This window comes from Candidatus Bartonella washoeensis Sb944nv (genome assembly GCF_000278135.1).
Lineage (GTDB): Bacteria > Pseudomonadota > Alphaproteobacteria > Rhizobiales > Rhizobiaceae > Bartonella > Bartonella washoeensis.
Map to the genome: position 1 here is coordinate 243,670 of NZ_JH725024.1, position 19,764 is coordinate 263,433.

The 19,764-nt window shown below is 37.6% G+C and carries 11 protein-coding genes, 3 tRNA genes and 2 pseudogenes (1 of these 16 only partly in view); 9 read left to right on the forward strand and 7 right to left on the reverse strand.

Annotated features, from left to right (window positions below; genetic code table 11):
- Positions 1–114 precede the first annotated feature (114 nt).
- The 7 genes from rnpA to MCQ_RS05745 all read left to right on the forward strand — a co-directional run bounded on the left by rnpA (position 115) and on the right by MCQ_RS05745 (position 5,797).
- A complete protein-coding gene (rnpA, locus tag MCQ_RS05715; RefSeq protein ID WP_006924107.1) occupies positions 115–504 on the forward strand; it encodes a ribonuclease P protein component in 390 nt (129 codons plus the stop codon).
- On the forward strand, positions 494–2,332 hold the full coding sequence (gene yidC / locus MCQ_RS05720) for a membrane protein insertase YidC (protein ID WP_006924108.1): 1,839 nt from the start codon (positions 494–496) through the stop codon (positions 2,330–2,332). Before rnpA ends, yidC begins: the two co-directional genes overlap by 11 nt.
- On the forward strand, positions 2,329–2,976 hold the full coding sequence (gene yihA / locus MCQ_RS05725) for a ribosome biogenesis GTP-binding protein YihA/YsxC (RefSeq protein WP_006924109.1): 648 nt from the start codon (positions 2,329–2,331) through the stop codon (positions 2,974–2,976). Before yidC ends, yihA begins: the two co-directional genes overlap by 4 nt.
- Positions 2,977–3,115: 139 nt before the next feature.
- Complete coding sequence (locus MCQ_RS05730; RefSeq protein ID WP_006924110.1) at positions 3,116–3,808, forward strand: glutathione S-transferase family protein; 693 nt, start codon at positions 3,116–3,118, stop codon at positions 3,806–3,808.
- A 331-nt stretch (positions 3,809–4,139) separates the two neighbouring features.
- Positions 4,140–4,952: a 4-hydroxy-tetrahydrodipicolinate reductase gene (gene dapB, locus MCQ_RS05735; RefSeq protein WP_006924111.1), complete on the forward strand. Its 813-nt coding sequence runs from the start codon at positions 4,140–4,142 to the stop codon at positions 4,950–4,952.
- A 28-nt stretch (positions 4,953–4,980) separates the two neighbouring features.
- Positions 4,981–5,601 (forward strand): 2,3-bisphosphoglycerate-dependent phosphoglycerate mutase, encoded by a 621-nt coding sequence (locus tag MCQ_RS05740; protein ID WP_006924112.1) that lies wholly within the window; start codon positions 4,981–4,983, stop codon positions 5,599–5,601.
- 111 nt (positions 5,602–5,712) lie between these two features.
- Positions 5,713–5,797, forward strand: a tRNA-Leu gene (locus MCQ_RS05745).
- Between the two features lie 874 nt (positions 5,798–6,671).
- Here the strand turns inward: MCQ_RS05745 and MCQ_RS05750 are convergent.
- Positions 6,672–6,762, reverse strand: a tRNA-Ser gene (locus tag MCQ_RS05750).
- Positions 6,763–7,088: 326 nt separating this feature from the next.
- Between MCQ_RS05750 and MCQ_RS05755 the strand changes: the two genes are divergently transcribed.
- A complete protein-coding gene (locus MCQ_RS05755; RefSeq protein ID WP_035008106.1) occupies positions 7,089–8,300 on the forward strand; it encodes a porin in 1,212 nt (403 codons plus the stop codon).
- Positions 8,301–9,214: 914 nt separating this feature from the next.
- Here the strand turns inward: MCQ_RS05755 and MCQ_RS05760 are convergent.
- From MCQ_RS05760 to MCQ_RS05775, 4 genes and pseudogenes are all read right to left on the reverse strand, one after another.
- Positions 9,215–10,156 carry an N-acetylmuramoyl-L-alanine amidase gene (locus MCQ_RS05760; RefSeq protein WP_006924115.1) on the reverse strand — a complete coding sequence of 314 codons (942 nt, stop codon included), beginning with the start codon at positions 10,154–10,156 and terminating at the stop codon, positions 9,215–9,217.
- Positions 10,157–10,957: 801 nt separating this feature from the next.
- Positions 10,958–13,011: pseudogene (locus tag MCQ_RS05765) on the reverse strand (isocitrate/isopropylmalate family dehydrogenase).
- A pseudogene (locus tag MCQ_RS05770) lies at positions 13,008–13,717 on the reverse strand (alpha/beta fold hydrolase). Before MCQ_RS05770 ends, MCQ_RS05765 begins: the two co-directional pseudogenes overlap by 4 nt.
- A 300-nt stretch (positions 13,718–14,017) precedes the next feature.
- Complete coding sequence (locus MCQ_RS05775; protein WP_006924120.1) at positions 14,018–15,214, reverse strand: multidrug effflux MFS transporter; 1,197 nt, start codon at positions 15,212–15,214, stop codon at positions 14,018–14,020.
- Positions 15,215–17,258: 2,044 nt separating this feature from the next.
- On the opposite strand from MCQ_RS05775, the gene MCQ_RS05790 reads away from it, so the two are divergent.
- Positions 17,259–18,356 carry a YrzE family protein gene (locus tag MCQ_RS05790; protein WP_006924122.1) on the forward strand — a complete coding sequence of 366 codons (1,098 nt, stop codon included), beginning with the start codon at positions 17,259–17,261 and terminating at the stop codon, positions 18,354–18,356.
- 219 nt (positions 18,357–18,575) lie between these two features.
- Here MCQ_RS05790 and MCQ_RS05795 read toward each other — a convergent pair whose 3' ends face one another.
- The gene (locus MCQ_RS05795) at positions 18,576–18,797 is read right to left on the reverse strand and encodes a hypothetical protein (RefSeq protein WP_006924123.1); all 222 of its coding nucleotides are present in this window, start codon (positions 18,795–18,797) and stop codon (positions 18,576–18,578) included.
- 900 nt (positions 18,798–19,697) lie between these two features.
- A tRNA-Met gene (locus MCQ_RS05800) sits at positions 19,698–19,764 on the reverse strand (it continues 10 nt past the right edge of the window).

Sequence of the window (19,764 nt, forward strand, 5' to 3'; positions counted from 1 at the left end):
TTCAATTTTCACAACAGTTGAATGTTGCTTATTATTTCTTCGTTGTGAAACTTTCGTTATGAACCTCCAATGCCTGTATATGCAGGCATTTAGCGAAATTGCGAAGCGCTATTTATGAAGAAAACACATCCCTGCCGCATTCGCAAGAGAGCGGATTTTTTGGCTGTACGCACAGGAGAAAAACGACGTGGTCCTTTATTTCTGCTCGAAGTTAAGTCCCGTCAGCAAACAGCAGAAATAAAATCTCCTCTTGTTGCACGTGTAGGCTTCACTGTCACACGTAAAAACGGCAATGCTGTTAAGCGTAATCGTATCAAAAGGCGTCTGCGCGAAGCAGTTAGAGTTGGTTTAACAAATGATATGGAAGCAGGGACAGATTATGTCATTATAGCATATCCTGATGCGCTGCATGCACCTTTTAAATCTTTAATCAGTGAATTAAACCGACGAGTAAAATCAAAAACAAAACAACAACGGCAACAAGGTAGTACGAATGGAATATAACCGCAATTTCTTCATCGCCATTGGATTGTCTTTTGCAGTGCTTATCGCATGGCATTTTTTTTACGTTGCTCCCAAACAGATTGAGTTACAACAAAAACAACACGTTGCACAACAATTGTCAAAACAACAGTCATCTCTTGCTACTGCTCATACAAATTTATCTGACGTTACACCAACGCATGAAGCAGCATCTATCATCGATCACCCAATGACTCCTGAAATCCGTAGTGTTGAATTGGCAAAAACGAACCGTATTGCGATTAAAACTGATAAAATTGAAGGTTCCATTAATCTTATTGGTGCACAATTTGATGATCTTCTGTTAAAAAAATATCGTCTGACAGTCGATAAAAAATCACCGGAAATTGCTTTGCTAAACCCCAAAGGGTTTACAACAACTTATCTTGCTGAATTTGGTTTTACCAGTTCATCTGTATCAGCAAAAGCCTTGCCGCAATCTGATACACAATGGCAAATAGAGGGACAGAATACAACACTAACCCCTTCAACGCCCGTTACTTTAATTTACAATAACGGACAAGGGCAAATCTTTCGTCGCACCCTTTCAGTTGATAATCACTACATGTTCACCATTGAGGATTCTATCCACAATGAGAGTGATAAACCAATATATCTCTCATCTTATGCGCGCGTTGCACGTGCAGCGCCACCAGAACATACAAATGCAACCTATTTACTCCATGAAGGAATGATAGGTATTGCAGGAGATTCACTCAAAACAGAAAAATACAAAACCTTAGCAGAACTTAATCCAAATCCCGATAATGGACAGAAAAGTATGACTTTTTCCAAAGTTATAGGAGGTTGGATTGGTATTACCGATAAGTATTGGGCCGTAGCGATCATTCCCCCACAAGATAAAGAATATACAAGCCGCTTTATTTATTTTGATCGCCTAAACACGCATTATCAATCTGATTTGCTAGGATCACTTTTAACTGTTGCCCCAAATGAAACGAAAAGCATTACAAATCGTCTTTTTGCTGGTGCAAAACAGGTTGAAATCATTAATCACTATCAAAATGAGCTAAAAATTAGAAAATTTGCTCTTTTAATCGATTGGGGTTGGTTTGATTTCATCACTAAACCAATGTTTGCCCTCATTGACATTCTTTATAAGCAAACAGGCAATTTTGGCATCGCCATTCTTCTTGTCACAGTGCTCTTGAAAATGCTTCTCTTTCCGCTAGCAAATAAATCTTATAAATCTATGGCGCGCATGAAGCTCATGCAACCTATGCTTTTGGAAATCAAAGACAAATATCCAGACGACAGAACCAAACAGCAACAAGCAATAATAGAATTGTATAAAACCCAAAAAATCAATCCTCTTGCAGGATGTTGGCCTATGTTAGTGCAATTTCCAATATTCTTTGCTCTTTATAAAGTTCTGTACATTACAATCGAAATGCGGCATGCTCCTTTCTTTGGCTGGATTCAAGACTTAGCAGCGCCTGATCCAACTTCTCTTTTTAACCTTTTTGGCCTCTTGCCTTACGCAGTTCCAGCTTTTCTTATGCTTGGTGCATGGCCTGTGATCATGGGGATAACGATGTTTTTACAAATGCGTATGAATCCAGCCCCCCAAGACCAAACACAAGCTATGATTTTCATATGGATGCCAGTCATTTTTACCTTTATGCTAGCTTCTTTCCCTGTCGGTCTCGTCATCTATTGGGCATGGAACAATATATTGTCAATGATTCAGCAAGGCATTATGATGAAACATCAGGGAGTTAAAATTGAGCTTTTTGATAATCTTAAAGCTATGTGGCGAAAGTTACCTAAAAAAGAAGTGCATGAATGACAAAATGTTCTGCCCTTTCTGGAATTTTTTCTCGCAACTGGATTTTTATTCGCAGCGTCCCTACAATATGCTTTCTTCCTCCCGAAGGTCCACCAGAGATTGCATTTGCAGGACGTTCCAATGTTGGAAAATCTTCCCTAATAAACGCACTCGTCCAACAAAAAAGCTTGGCACGCACCTCAAATACACCAGGGCGTACACAAGAACTTAATTACTTTGTACCCGATGGTTACAGTGGGCAACCAGGAGATCTCCCCCCTGTAGCGCTTGTAGATATGCCAGGTTATGGTTTTGCTGAAGCTCCTAAGAATTTGGTTGATGCATGGACGCGTCTGATTTTTAGTTATTTACGCGGTCGCACAACACTGAAGCGTGTTTATGTGTTGATTGATTCTCGTCACGGAATTAAAAAAAATGATGCAGATGTTCTCAATCTCCTTGATAAAGCAGCTGTCTCTTATCAAATTGTTTTGACAAAAAGTGATAAAGTTAAATCGAATGAGCTTGCAAAATTAGTTATGGCTACACAAACAAAGCTTCTCAAACATCCAGCAGCTTATCCGGAACTTCTCGTGACATCTTCAGAAAAAGCTCTAGGTTTAGAAGAAATGCGTGCTGCCATTTTGCAAGCAATCGCAGTATAAAACACATTCCTATTATTAATAATTTATTAAGCATAATTGTGAGCTGCTGCTAATAATCTTGTGCTTCCAGTAAAGCACCTTTATAAAAATTCCTGTTACTTGAAAGAATTCTTATCAACTCTATTTGATAGCGTAGATTATGCTGACACTTTTCCACTCTCCCCTCTCTTCTGCCTCCCGCTTCATACGTCTTGTTCTTGGAGAATATAATATAAGCACTCAATTGATTGTAGAACATGAATGGGCAAGAAGACACGAATTTCTTGCACTAAATCCAGCTGGTCATGTCCCTGTTCTTCTTGCTGAACAAGAAGTTCCCTTATCCGGAGCTATAGTTATTTACGAATATTTAGATGAGACACATGGGAGTTTGCGACAAGAGAATAAGCTCTTTCCGGAAAATCCTTTAGATCGGGGCGAGGTACGCCGTCTCAACGATTGGTTTTTAAATAAATTTGAAAATGAAGCTACGCGTCATATTGTACGAGAAAGAATTTATAAACGTGAAATGCCACTCACCATTGGTGGAGGAGCTCCTGATTCACAAATTTTACGCAATGCACGCGCCAATATTGCACCACATATGAATTATCTTAATTGGCTCTGTGCATCTCGCGACTGTTTAGTCGGCTCTAAACTATCCTATGCAGATCTAGCAGCCGCAGCAACTATTTCTGTGCTTGATTTTCTAGGGGAAATTGACTGGGATCAATCCCCAGCAGCCAAAGACTGGTATATGCGAATTAAATCGCGGCCTTCTTTCCGCCCTCTTTTAACAGATCGCATCCGAGGAATTGTAGCGAGTCCTCACTATGCAGATCTTGATTTCTAAGCACCTCTTAGCAATAAAAGTGAAAGTAATATTTAAACAGGTGATATGCCTGTGCACCAATGGAATCTTATGCATTTGTAAACATCATGCGCAATCTTCCATTCTCCCAAATACATGTTATAAAATATATTGCATTACATTAACATTCTTTATTCTATAATGATAACGAAGATACCTCTCATTACGAGTTTATACAAGAAGTGTTAACCCATTCACATAACTTAAAAGAAGCAAACTTTTCCCTTAAGGAAAAGGAACCGTTAGAAATAAGAAGAGAATTTACCTATAATTTATCTATATTAAAAGACTAAAGTATCATAAGGAGATAAATATGCGCCTGACAGTTGTTGGTGCTAATGGAAGAATGGGACGTGAGCTCATTACAGCTATCCGGTGTAGGAAAGATGTAGAGCTTTGTGCTGTACTTGTACGAAAAGGATCACCTTTTGTAGACAAAGATGCCAGTACATTGATTGGTTCAGACTTTCTCAATATTCGCATCACAGATGATCCTGAAAATGCCTTTTCTAATACAGATGGCATTTTAGACTTTTCACAACCACAAGCCAGTATTCTCTACGCCAACTATGCTGCCCAAAAAGGCCTCGTTCATATTATTGGAACAACGGGGTTTAGCAAAACAGAAGAAGCACAAATTGCAGATTTTGCAAAATATACAACTATTGTCAAATCCGGAAATATGAGTCTCGGCATCAATCTTTTGGCTAACTTCATAAAAAAAGCAGCCAAAGCGTTAGACGCGGATGAATTTGATATTGAGATTTACGAGATGCATCATGCTAGCAAAGTTGATGCCCCTTCTGGGACAGCTCTTCTTCTTGGGCAAGCCGCAGCAGAAGGTCGCAATATTACGCTTAAAAATGTGAGTGTCAGTGGACGCAATGGCTACACAGGCAAACGCGAAAAAGGTACAATTGGTTTTGCCTGTTCACGAGGTGGAACAGTCATTGGCGACCACAGTGTTACTTTTGCCGGTTCAAATGAACGTATCGTTTTTTCCCACGTAGCGCAAGAACGCTCTACTTTTGCCAATGGAGCATTAAAAGCAGCCTTATGGGCAAAGAACCACGAAAATGGTCTTTATTCAATGCTCGATGTTTTGGGATTGAACAATGAATTTTAAACAATCAATGTAACATAGGAAATTCATAATGGGACGCACACTTGTACTTATCCGTCATGGACAAAGTGAATGGAATCTCAAAAATCTTTTTACTGGTTGGAAAGACCCAAATTTGACAGAAAAAGGCCATGCAGAAGCAATAGCAGCAGGAAAGAATCTTAAAGCAGCTGGTTTAAAATTTGATATCGCTTATACATCTGCCTTACAGCGTGCACAAAAAACGGCACAACACATTTTAGAACAGATGGGACAATCCGATCTGCAATTGATAAAAAATCCAGCATTGAATGAACGTAATTACGGTGATCTTGCTGGCCTGAATAAAGATGAAGTGCGTCAACAATGGGGAGAAAAACAAGTGCAAATATGGCGTCGTTCTTATGCTATTGCCCCCCCTAATGGAGAAAGCCTACGCGATACTGGTGCGCGCGTTTGGCCCTACTATCTTTACCATATCCAACCGCATATTTTACGTTGTAAAACTGTTTTAGTCGCAGCACATGGCAACTCTCTTCGTGCTCTTATTATGGCACTTGAAGGTCTAGATGAAGAAAAAATTATGTCTCAAGAATTAGCAACTGGCATTCCTATTATTTACACATTCAACTCTGATTCTACGATTTCATCAAAGACAATCATCACACCTTAATGGCTAAAGTCTTATTGTAACATAAGAAGTTTGGTCAAAGACTTTTCAGCTAAAGATAAATTCTACAATTTTATTGACAGAATTGCCTCACAAGCTTAGATGAACTTTATAGCCCAGATGGCGGAATTGGTAGACGCGCAGGTTTCAGGTACCTGTGCCGTAAGGCGTGGAGGTTCGAGTCCTCTTTTGGGCACCATATTCTTTTTCATCCCAAATAACTTATTGATTCTCCATATATTTTCTAAGGTGAGGGATGCCTGAATAAAAGTGAGGGAATAGGATTTTCGAATGTGCCCTTACAATGTATTATGAATCAAAATTTCTTTTAGAAGCATTTTTGAGAAATATCTATTGGTCTATTTATCGGTCTATTATTGGCACACAATAGCTTTTTCACTTTTTCATTGTATAAAATTCAATCAAAATGTTAAGATTCACATAATTAATACGCCATACTTAATCAACCCACCTCATCTTGGAAAAAATACGCGGCAGGGTAAGATTGTATGGCATGTGCATATGGATTATAGATCCAAGTATAAGAAACACAGAATTTATGGAACGAAAAAATTCTTTGATGACAACAAACTCGTGCTTTCTGAATTATAAAGATGCATACCCTAAATCTAAATCAGACAAACTTATCGAAAGTTCATAGGTAACGCTCCTCAAACAGAATGGACATAGCCTTCCCCTAAAACTATACGAAGGTCAAAAATACCAATTTAAAACAGATATTTTTCTCTCCATTTTTGCCTGAACTAGTTGCAAAACTTGAAACTCATCTCTCAGAAGGAAATATTCATTATATTGGTAAAGGCAGCGTGAAACTGACCAGAGAAAGTTTTGGCAATTGGTTTCGTAAAACTTATAATATAGTGGAAATGAGAAGGCTTTTTAGCTAGATTCAAAGACAAAAGAACATAGCTCTATATCAAAACTGTTGATAAAAAACGACTCGCAATAAAAGCCATCAAAAAGCTCTAAGAAAGTTCGGGATAGACAGAAAAAGTATTTAAAAGAATCAATAGAATCAAAATTCCATATAACCTATTGATTTTATTGATAAATGGCGGAGAGGAAGAGATTCGAACTCTCGAGAGCCTTTTGAGCCCTACTCCCTTAGCAGGGGAGCGCCTTCGACCACTCGGCCACCTCTCCAAGGGCGGTGCATAAACGGTATCACTAAAAAGTTCAAGACATTTTCGATCTTTTTCAAAAATATCTGATGTTTTTCTCTTTTATTTTCATTGATCCAATCAAATAAAAAGTTAACAAATGAAAAATCGTGACTTTTCTACCACATTGCCCTGAATAGTACATGAATAGCTTTCAAAAAGACGATTTCATATTTGTATATCTAAAAACGATCAGTATAGCTAGAATCATAAGTATCGTATTATTTTACTCTGGTTTTTAATGAGTTAAACAAATAATATTCCCTAAAGAGATTAAATTACCTTCATTGGAGATCCACTATGAATATTATGAATATTAAGTCCCTCTTTTTAAGCTCTACAGCAGCTTTGATAGCAATTTCTGGAGCGCAAGCAGCTTCAACAGTTATTGCAGAACCAGAGCCTGTAGAATTTGTTCGCGTCTGCGATGCATATGGCAAAGGGTATTTCTATATCCCTGGAACAGAGACCTGCATGCGTTTGTCGGGAAGTGTACGTGCTGATTTTATAGGTGGTGACAATGTTGGTGCCAAAACTAATACTGCGTTAAATCACAAAAGGAAAACTTATGGCGCATCATCACGATTAACCCTTGTTTTTCAAGCTGCTTCTGAAACAGAGTTGGGAACACTTCGTTCCTATGCGCGTATCTATTCAAACTGGGGTGATGGTAAAGACAACGCTGGTGCAAAACTTTCAGCCGCTTACATTGAACTTGGTGGTTTTCGTGTAGGTCTTGATGATACCATTTTCAATAGCTGGACAGGTGGCTACGGCAACGTTCTCAATGACGACAGCATAGCGCCAGCAGGGCCGACACGCACCAATTTTATTTCTTACACCTTTAGTGGCGACACTGGCTTTTCTGCCATTGTTGGCGCTGAATTAGGCAATGCCTCAGGTCCTACCTCTACTGAAATACCATATTATTACATTGATAAAGATGATAAAATTGCTGGCATTGCTGAAAATGATCTTCCAAGTCCAAGTAAAGGAATAAAAAAATACACTCCAAATTTTGTTGTGGGTATAAAATTTATGCAACAATGGGGTGGTTTTTCAACAGTTGCAGCTTACGATGCTTATTACAAAAAATGGGCTGGTAAAGTACGTGTGGACTTCAATGTCAACGATCACTTAAACCTATGGGTCATGGGTGGCTATAAAGACAGCGTTGATTACTACACTGTAGATGATGAAAACGCATTGTCACGGCAAAACACAACAATCTACGCAAACTGGGGAGGAAAATGGGCAGCTTGGGCTGGTGCAACTTACAAACTCACTCCAAATGCAAATTTAAATGCTCAAGTTTCTTATAGTGCTGTAAAGACCTTTGCAACTTCTGTAAATGTTCAATACACACTGGTTCCAGGCTTTGTGATTACGCCTGAATTGACTTATGTTTCTTGGAACGATGATCGCACTCTCAAGAGCGTAAGCGGTGATACAACATATACACACGCTTTGAACGGGAAAAGTGCTTTCCAAGGTATGATTCGCTTCCAGCGTTCATTCTAATCTTTATTAATCTACGCTTTTTTAAAAACTGGCAACAAATGTTGCCAGTTTTTATTGTTTCAAGCTATATATGATGATGCTCATAATAATATCTCATAACATTTATTATCCATCATCTTTAATAAAAAGCTGCTACCTTTATAAAAATATTACAAGCCAATGAAGCAAATGAGTGCCGCTAAAAACACTTCATAAGTTTTGCAAATGTGATTCAAAGGATGAAGATTTTCATTATAAAAGAATTTGTCATCAAAATTGTGCAGGCACCCCTACTTTAAATACAATCAAAAACAAGCTGGATATTTTCAAAGTAATAGACAATAAATCAGCAATGAAATTGCTAAAATGAATAGCAGGAATTTCTGCAACTTCTGTCGTTTTTGAATACATCAAAATATTCACTCAAGAATAGCAATGTATATTTGCAAAATTATATACAGACATGACACCTATATTTTCCTAGTGCATATGCTTTTCTTGCTCTCTGATTTCAATCATTGCCGGACTTTTCTTGCACGTTAAAAGTGGAAGGCTAGAATCTGTGCTTTTCATATCTAATAGTGCAGATGTGAATTCATCTAACAGTGCCGCTCCTTCTCATGCACTCTCAGTGAGCGCGTTCTTTCGTATTGTGCACAAATAAGTTACCTTTATGCACCTTTTTTACATGTGAGATACCCACTATAGTCAAAAAACGGGATTTAAAAGCCACCTCTATAAGCAAATATAAGAAAAACCGCCTTTTCTTTCTTTTCCCATTAACTCCTGTATATATAATTTTGTTCTCACAGCACACATAGCCTTCTTTAATTTCATACAGGCCTTATAATAGGATAAACAGCCAGAGAACATTGTTTAATAAAAAAATATAACTGTGATTAATTATATCCCTATTTAAACCGAAACGAGCTGAATTAATTTGATGGGAAATACTTATCTACCAGCGCATAGATAATCGCTGCTGTTTCAGTATCCAAAACTCCATCATAATTTTCTTGACGAAAATGAAGCTGAAATGCTCGAATTAAATCCCTATATCCTCTTTCTGTACAAGCAACTAAGGTATCGTATCCGTACTGTTTGAGTTTAGCCAAAATATCTGCTTTATCTGGCAAACTTTTACAGAACTGCTTCTGATAGTGATCCTTCAATTCATCATCATACCATGCCCCGATACCTGCTTCATAAAGCTCTTTCCAAGGAAAAGCTGCACCTGGATCACTTTTTCTCCCAATGGCGATATCACTATGCCCAACGACATCGGTTGGTATAATATCTGGATACCGTTGAAGAATATTCAATGCAAGTTCTTTAACCGCCTCAATTTGTATCGGATTATAGGGAGGAAATGTAAATGCCTCATTATTATAAGTAGCTAAATCAATTGTTCCAAGCTTAACGACTTTATCATTTAAGTTACTGCCCTCAGACGGTAAGCGAACACCAGCGGCTTCACTCTCATTTCTATCAACCGGACTAAAACCACGCATATCCTTAAATCCAGCCTCAATATATGTTTCTTCAAAACAATCAGTATGGCCAGTTGCCAAATTAACTATTTCAATTCCAATAGATGTATCATTCAGATTATTACGTCCAGCCCATGAGCTAACACCAGCATGCCATGCACGTTCATTTTCATCAACGAGATTAAAAATACGCATATCCTTAAACCCCGCTTCAAGATACGTTTTCTCTGAAGGATCAGGCACAAGATAATGAGCACTCACCGCTGATCCAGTAAGCGCTGTGATTGAACCCTTAAAGTCAATAGAGGTATAATGCATTACAAGAAAACGAATACGGCGATTAAAGCTTTTAACGGAACGATAGCTATTATAATCAATTTGATACATAGAAAAATCCTTCCTTTCTGTCTAATACAACTGTACCATCGCGAATTACAACAGATCGTATCAAAAGCCTTAACACCATTTGAGAAGTTCTAACTACAAAATATATCACCATTCACTTCTTAAATTTATAGTATTTATACTACAAAGTCGAACAGTCATAAAAAAACTACTACCAATAATAAGAACCCTCTCTCCACACCTCCCACAATAATCAATAAAGGGATTATGGAAATATTAAGAATCCTCGCTGCATTTATTTTCTCAAATAAATATCTGAGAAATGATTTATTAAAAAAACAAACAAAAGCACTACAAATGCATTCATTTAATATTGATCCACACCGTGATACGATATAATCTTTTTGTTATTAACCCGAAACAATGACAGTTAAAATCTAATTTCTACTATTTATGACCAGTTTAATCTATCTATATGACAACATCTTCTAAACTATCACAAAGCATTGTTAAAAAACTTTGAGGCAATTTCTTGACAAAAAGTGATTGGATCATATGTGCAATTAATTTTTTATAAGCGGATTTTTGAATAGATTTAAAAACTCTTTTATGAACATAATAGAAGGAATGGAGATCTTTCCTTGTTTTTTAATAAAAAACTCTATTTCTTTCAATTTTTGATACTATTCTTCTTCATATTTAAATAAACATGCTTAGAAAATTATTGTTCTTAAAATAAAAATATGGGAATATTATTTTTCTTTTTTCACATTTAAAAATCTTGAGATATAAAAACAATGCAAAATAAAATTATTTTGTCGATTTTTATGTTCTCATAAAGGATTATTTTCTCTCCTCCATTTGCAAATATTTTTTTAAAACCGACCAAGCTGCGTATTCTTGTAAGACCACACCTAAAAGCGGTCGCGTATAGGGAAAAGAAATATGATCATCACCATAGCCTTTCACCCGTATAGTCATGGTAGCATGTCCAAGACTTTCCTTTTGATTTTCTAATGTCTCGATGGAAGGTGATAAACTAACCTCAGCCTCAAACTGTGAAATACCCTTTGCACCTTTTTCTATTGGTTGAAAATATTTCAAAAGGTTTGGATCATTTGCAGACCAATGCACCTCTGCGTGCATTGCCAATTGTTTACAGGCAGTGGTAATTTCTGCACCAACCAAATATGGGCGAAATGGCCATCAACCCAATGCACAATGGTACTCTCATCAATTCCAATTAAAGTCCACGCATATTGCGTGCGCGATACAGAAGAATACTTCTTCTCATCGTTTTCTAAATAATCTTCTAAAAGCGCAAGAGCTTGCGTGGGAGGACCAGGCAAAACAACAAGAAAACTCCCACAACTAGAGAGATAAAAACCAGGCGCTGTACCAGTAGGATTATCAAGCACCTTTGCCGTCTCAGGAAACAACGCTTGACGCACATTACTGCTATCTGGCGCAATACCTAATCGCTGCAACTGACCTTTTATCATTTGCCAAACAGCTTCATGATGAACCAAAGGCCGCTGCACGGCTTTTGCTATCGCATCACAGGTTTTATCATCGGATGTTGATCCCAATCCGCCACTGATAATGATGAGATCTTCTTGCCTAAGACAAGAAATCACTGTCTCACTGATTTGCTGTAATTGATCGGCGCAAACAAAATGACGCGTTACTTGGATATTTCTTTTATTCAAGCTTTGACTCAAATCTTGCAAATTTGTATTCAAATATTGTCCTGAAAGGAATTCATCACCAACCATAACAATCGCGGCTCGACAAACAGAGACAGGATTTACAACAGAATTGAGAACAGCTTCAGCCATTTGGCGTGTAGAGGCTGAACCTCCCAGATCATAGGTAACAGTTTTTCCAGCACGAATAACCTGATCAACACTCTCAGATAATTGTTGCGCTGCGTCGTGAAAACCTAAATGGTCTAAAAGTAAAGCAGTGGTATAAAGCATGGCAGAAGGATTTGCTTTATTTTGTCTAGCAATGCGTGGTGCACTGCCATGAACAGGCTCAAAATAAGCAATTTTGTTTCCTACATTTGCACTAGGTGCAAGTCCTAATCCACCCATGACTCCAGTGGCAAGGTCAGAGAGAATATCGCCAAACATGTTTTCAGCAACAATCACCCCAAACTGCTCTGGCTTCGTTGCTATCCACAAAGCAACTACATCTATATTGTGAATATCTGCTTCAATTTCTAGATAATTTTGAGCAATGTTTTCAAAAATTTCTTGAGCAAATTGACCACTTTCCCGCATAACATTTGGCTTATCGGCAAAAGTAACCCGCGTAAAACCATGTTCCCATGCATAAGAAAAAGCATATTCAAAGAGCCGCTCTAAACCAAAGCGTGTTTGCAATCGTACTGTCCATACGGCCTCCTCAAGACCACACTTTTCTAAATTGGGATGTCTTACCATGCCGCTTTTTCAGGAGATATACCGCGAAAATCTAGCCCTGCGTATAAACCTTCGCTATTTTCCTTGATAACACAAAAATGAAAAGGCTTTCTCGCACTAACAATGTATCTGATCGGGCACACATTAGCAAACAGACCTAATTTTTGGCGAAGTTGTATAACAGGAGAAACATACGTAAACTGCCTCTCCTGTAAATGCAGTGCAAGCTCTTTTAAAGCAGCCTTCTTTCCTTTACATGGTTACAGCACCAAGTAAAACAGCGTCACACTCATTGATTTTTTGCCAAGTCGCTTGAGGAACAGGATCTCCTTCCTGTTTCCAACATTCCCAACCAATATCACCATAAGTTAATTCAATCGGCAATTGGAATTGCTCTAAGAGCATCAGCGCTGCATCACAAACCTCAGATCCTATCCCATCACCTGGTAATACAAGAACTTTCTTTTTCATAATCTATTGATCCATTCATTAAGAATTCTATTCATCATAACAGGATTATCGTCCCACAAACGCATGCTAGCACCAGGGGTAATTTTATATTCATGATTCACACAATGACTTCGCGTTTAATTATCTACAGTTGCAAGTTGCGACTTTTCACCTACCAAAGCTAAAAACCTTCCAGTGTACTTGATAATCTCATTCATCGCATCCATTTCTAAAAGAAGTCGAAACCGCTTTTGCATACGTTCAATGGCTATGTTCTTTTGCTCAGCAGGAATCTCCAAGAAAGCTCTTTTTAATGGCCCTAACAGGTTGCACGAAAGTATCTAATATTTTCAGAGCGTGTGATAGATAACCATTATCCAAGTCGTTCTTGCAAAAGAGCATCTAGATAGCCTGTCGCATTCACGACAAGTATTGCATGTACATTTGGAAACCGCGCAGCCAACATTTGTACTAATGTTCCAGCCATAGAAAACCCCACGAAAACTAAAGGCTCTTTAAAGTATCTTTCAAGTTTCTCTGTAATAAAAGGCAAAATTTCTATGACAGAGTTATTAGAAAAAGTAGAGTTGCTGGGAAAAAGGGAGAATGTATTGAATAGAGTAATTTGGAATCCTTTTGCCAAATATAGCTTTGTAAATGAAGAACAAAAAACGCCGTGATTCCAAATTGGCATCACAGGAGAAACAATGGCAACACGAAGGCTCATTTTTATTTATTCCCCTCACTCCTCGTTTCAGAATATAGATTGTAGCAATAAATTCCCCACTGAGGATAATAATTAAAACACAGATATGCCAGAACTCTATTACCCATAAATTCATCCCCCGTAACAACAGCTCGGAATAAGCAATTGTAACACATTAAACTAAGCTACGACAAATTTTAAGTATGCACAATGCAATAAGCTTCATTAAAATTCACTCTCAGCTATCAGCTACAGCAATTTCCACTCAAGTAAAATAACGCCAAAATATTTACGCATGATGCTCTCTGTTTCTCATCTCTCTCAGTTCATTTCCGAATGCATAAAATCACGCGCTTTGCAGACATAAATGATAAAACCCAAAAGACAGCAAACAGCCAGTAAAGCTGCTATACTCTGTGGATTGTGTCCAGATATCTTTCCAATAACCGCAGCACTCAACGCAGCACTCCCTAATTGTAAAGCGCCCATCATACCAGAAGCTGCTCCAGCAGCTTGCGGATGCGACGAAATAGCCAATGCTGTTCCTAATGGTAATAAAAAACCATTGCCAAAAGTAAGAACAGCAATAGCCACAAAACTCGTCACAAGTGGCCATGGACTCACATACATCTGCAAGCCAAAGAGCAATCCCCCCACAACAAAAATAATATACCCCCGCCATACAGTCCTTTCCATAGTTTCTCGCTTAAAAAACCATCGCGCTACAAGATTCCCTAAAATATAAGGAAGAGAAACCCCTATGTAGCTATAACCAATGTATAGAGGTGATAAACCCAAAGTTGTGAGTAAAAAAGGAGATTCGACTATATAAGCAAAATAGGTCGCATAAGAAAAACACGGAATAAGTGCATAAAAAACAAATTGTTTATTTTTTATAACGGCTAAACTCCCCTTCAGAATCCCCACAAAAGAAAAATGCTGACGTTTTTGAGAAGGTAGTGTTTCCGTTAGCACAAAACAACAGAGCAAAATAGTCAAGAGTATAAAAAGGCTTAAAAAGACAAAAGTAGCTTGCCAATTAAAAGCCTGTAACAATAGTCCCCCAACCAAAGGTGCAAGCGCTGGTGACATCCCAATAAAAGGAAAAACAACCAAATAAAGCTTTCCTGCTGCTTGTTTATCCAATAAATCATTGATAACTGCACGACTTAAGACAATACCCGCACAAGCTCCAAAACCTTGTAAAAAACGCAACACAAGAAAAGCTTGAATATTAGCTGTATAAATCACACCAAGCGTGGTAAAGAGCCACAAAGACAAACCAAAAAGAAGTGTTTTTTTACGCCCGAAATTATCACTAAGTGGTCCATAGATCAGCTGCCCGATAGCTAATGCAAAGAGAAAAATTGCTACCGCATTCTGGATCTTGGATTCAGTAACTTGGTAATATTGACGCATATCTTCAAGAGCCGGAAGAAAAATATCGGTAGAAATCAAACCTCCTGTTGATAAACACACGATAAGTATAATAAAGGATAATGCGTATTTATGATTCATTAGAAAAGGGACATTTCGAAAATTAAGAAATATTTAATTTTAGCTTTATAACAAAACAATAATTTATATTTATAAATATAAATCTATTTTATCATTATCCACAGATAATATAATAAGAATTTTTGTTATAATTTTACTTTATTTTGGCACATTCACCTTGTTAATTCATAAAAGCTTATAATACATGATCCGCATGCACAAACTCAACATGTAAATAAGGAATTAGTGCTTCAATCTATAGCTCACTTTAAAACATCGTAAATCGCAATTTTAAAACTCTACACGAAAGATAGCGCTTTTGATTATACTCATGTTGCTATACATTACATCAGCGTTTTTTCATTGATATCATAGACAAAAGCATTCCTAAACGCTAACTCCTCTACATGATAACGACCTCACACTCTCTAAAACATCTTTTAGAGAGATTGATTTATAGAGCTTTAAAAAAAAATCCCAAAACTCTTCCCTAAAAACTATCCACGCAAATATTATTTACAACATATAATGATGGCTCATGAAGAAGTCGTTATCAACACAAATAATTGAGAAGAACGCTTAATCTAAGTCCACTCTATCATAAAGCAGATCACGCTCCTGTACACCATCTAAAATCGAAACTCATGTTACCTATTTTGTGAAATTCTCACTCTTCGATAACAGTCGTAATTTATCGATTAAGCTATTGATAAGTATAATATAATGAAACTAACTACATACCAATTATACTTCTACCTATTAAAGTAGAAGGAAAGACATATACCGAAAATTACCTTACGCCGCCCGAAAGGGAAAGACTTAAAAGCAATACAGAGAAAAAAGGCGCCAAACAATCAATTGAAATGATCGCAGTCTTTCAGGGTGATGTTATAATGCCATTAAGGAACTTGATATTTGAGACTTTTAAAAAAATTACCGGCCTTTAATAAAAGAAGTATCAAAAAAACTTGATAAAATACTAGAAAAAATGACAGCAATCATAAAAATCTCATCCTTTAAAATTCCACTTTCTCAATATCTCAAAAATTTTACAAACCAAATAAATCCACCCATAAAAAGCATAATGGATGAATGTATTTTCACCGACAGAAAACCTAAAAAATGCAAAAGCAACCTCTATACAGATACATTTGAAAAAGAATTCATGACAACTGCAAATGCAAAAGTGGAAACCTGTAGCACCTATGAACCGATTACAGTTCATAATACCTACATCAAGGGAGAACACATGAACTTTACACAGTGCAGTTTCTTAGTACAAAATGGTCCATTAAACCAAGTTTATCTCTTAAACCAACGTGCTCTTACATCTTATAAAAACTGAGTGCAAAACAAAAAAACTTTGGAGATAGTTTTAAAACTTTTGGACATCGTCTCAAAATTTTTGAATTTTCCTTCTTGGTTTTGGGAGTTTTTACTCAAGAAACTTGGAAATTTTTTCTAGCATTGTTTTGACACAGAGCAGTAAGAGAAGGAAGAACAATTTAAAACAACGATGTTCCTCCTTCTCTTTGACCTCTCATAGCTTTTTGAATTGAATATTGTTGATGTTTATTTTGAATAATCGAAGCATTCTTTTAATTATAAGTGCAGTATACAAAAATAAACTAACGGCTCCAGAACTTTACTTTTTACCTTCAAACATAAGCAATTATAAATAAGCGTTTATAAAACTTCCCTCAAGCAGTAGCAGGAATATTACTTGGGAGAGAAGCATTAAATTAATAGAGCTTACTTTTAAGCGAGAAGGGAAGATTAAACTTCACAACGGCATTCAATCTTTTAAACATTACGATACAGAACGAGCAAAGATATTCATTCCATTCTTTTATTCCCCATACACCGTTTATCTCCCCATCAACTAAAACTCTCGATAAATGGATATTTAGTTCTAAACTAAAGTAATGTAACGAGACTTTCCCTTCATAATAATCACTGTTTTTTTCGGTGTTGCCGGTCCATTTTTGGCGTATATTCATTCGTTTTGGGAACATAATTGCTAAAGATGCATTTTATCTCCAGCATTATTCAAGGAGATAAACACATGGAAACTCGCATTCCAGGAGACACATCATTCGATACGCATTTTCTAGGAGAAGCCTCATTAGAAGAACAGTATCCACTCTTTTACACCCCCATTTCATGGTCCGCAATCTTTGCCGGACTAGTGACAGCACTCGCCACTTCGATTTGCTTGTCTTTTCTGGTTACAGCTTTAGGCTTAAGTCAAGTTGATCTCACCTCTTCGTCCCCTTTTGAAGGAAGCTTTCTATCCGTTGGCATCGGTTCACTGATTGTGATGCTTATCAGCCTTGCGCTAGGAGGCTTTGTAGCCGGACGTTTTGCAGAATCCTCAGGAGCACTTCATGGTTTTTTAACTTGGGCTCTGTTAACGCTCATCATGACAATTCAAGCCATCCTGATGGTTTCAAGTGCAGCGCATGTAGGGGCTGTAGGAGCTAAGGCTGTCTTAGACAACAATTCTGCCACACAACAAACGATGACGAAACTAGAAACAAATAATATTCCCCTTTTCTCAAGATTAAACGGCGAAAGCTTTGAAAATTTTCTGCTTGAGACAAGCGACAATGATGTTGATTTTGATAAACTAAAGAGCGAATTGCGTATACTTCTCAATAAAAGTGAGATTCCTGCTCTCAATCTCGATCGTTTGAAGCAATCCTATCAGGAAGCTCTTAAAGAGATTAGTTCAACAATAACTGCTTTCAAAAATGATCCTTCTCACTACCGCACATATCTGAAAAATCTAAGTGATCATCTATCCGATCGTGCACAAGCCATTATAGCAAAATTTGATCGCAGCGACATCATCAACGACCTTATAAACAATGGCATGACACGCGCTGATGCCCAAACAACAGCGAACCATGCAGTTCATGTTTATCAGACAGCAGAAGCAAAAACTGCTCAGGCAATTAAAGCCCTTGAACAACAAGCTGAAACACTATCTAAAAAGCTAGATATGAAAACAAAAGATGCTCGTCATATTACGGATAAAGCTGTTAAAACGGCATCCAACATTGGATGGTGGGGGTTTTTAGGAAGCCTGATTGGTGCCATTATTTCCAGTGTTTTCGGCTATTATGGTTACAGAAGCCGTAAAGATTCTTTCAAGTTTTAAAAACTTGTGCTTGATAAAGTATAAAGTCAATAAAAAGCTGCACAATCCGTGCAGCTTTTTATTTATTAAATTTCTTAATCGCTCTTTTTTGTCGGATAACCACGCATCAAACGTTCTATTGGCTTAAGAACCTCATATTGAACAAGAGTTTCCTCCTCCCCTAACCCGTTCACAATTTGCATGTTTATCGTTGCTGTAAACTAGAAAAAAAACCCATTGCTAAAATAATTTATCTTTCTGAAATATTTGAGCAATCAAAAATGTGTCATCACCTACACCGATTACAACAACCGTAACAGATCTTGCCATTTGAAAACTTCCATAATGGGAGTCCGTCTTGAACGAAATAGCATGACAAAGTTTATTGGTCTTGCACCCTATGACTTCCCCTTTTCTGCTACCAATTCCGCTTCCGACCTCAATTCCAACTGCTGCAAACACAAAAAACAGCCTTATAGCGGCAGCATGGAGACGGAAAGAGTGCAGACGATCAAGAGATGTGGTACGAAGGTGTCTCCTTACAAAAAAGTGGCACACATTGTGCTAAGGATGGAGAAATGCTGGCCACAGATAGGATAAAGCGACCACTCCTTAGAAACAGGAGAGAAGCTGAGTTTAAAGTTTAGCCCCTAAGAATCCTTTAAGTATGGAATTATACACTTATAGGCTCTTTTTCCTGTTTTTTTGAGAGGGCGTGATTTTAGTGTCATTCGCCATTTAGCATTGCATTTTTTTACGCGGGCAAGACTTGCGCGCCACGCTAAGCTGCTTCCCTAAAGTTTTACGGGCGTTTACGCTCTACTCTGTTTGTCTCTCTTCCATAGCGCTTCTATTATGTCCCTTATGCCCTCTCCATCTAGAATGAAGTTTTAGTTGAAGAGCGCTCTAGTGATGGATGCGATGGTCGTGACAAGGTTTTATCTGATAGAGCAACGCTGATTGGCAAGGAAGCACCTTGGATGCGATATAGCGGGAGCAATATAGTCTGGGATTATATGAGATGATGCATTTTTCAAGCCAATTTTTCACAAGCCAACTTGCCCATATCGAAGAATTTTTGAGAGCAATAGAATCCATGCACTGTTTTTGTGCTCTGTCGTGAACCACAACAGCAGATGCAGCTCCCAAGTGCTTCTCCCTCTAGCTTTAAGGGTATTTACGGGCTAGAGTTTTTTTATTGGCTTCGACTTTTTTTGGCTTCTAGGACACTTGAACAACCTCTCTAAAACAAATTTAGATGGCTTTTTGAGGGCAAATTTATTTTTAAGGAACGCTGAGGTGGATTTGAAGATAGAAAGGATCTTTTTACTATGGTTTAGATAGAAGACATTTTCTGTCTATTGGTTGCGGGGGCAGGATTTGAACCTGCGGCCTTCAGGTTATGAGCCTGACGAGCTACCGGGCTGCT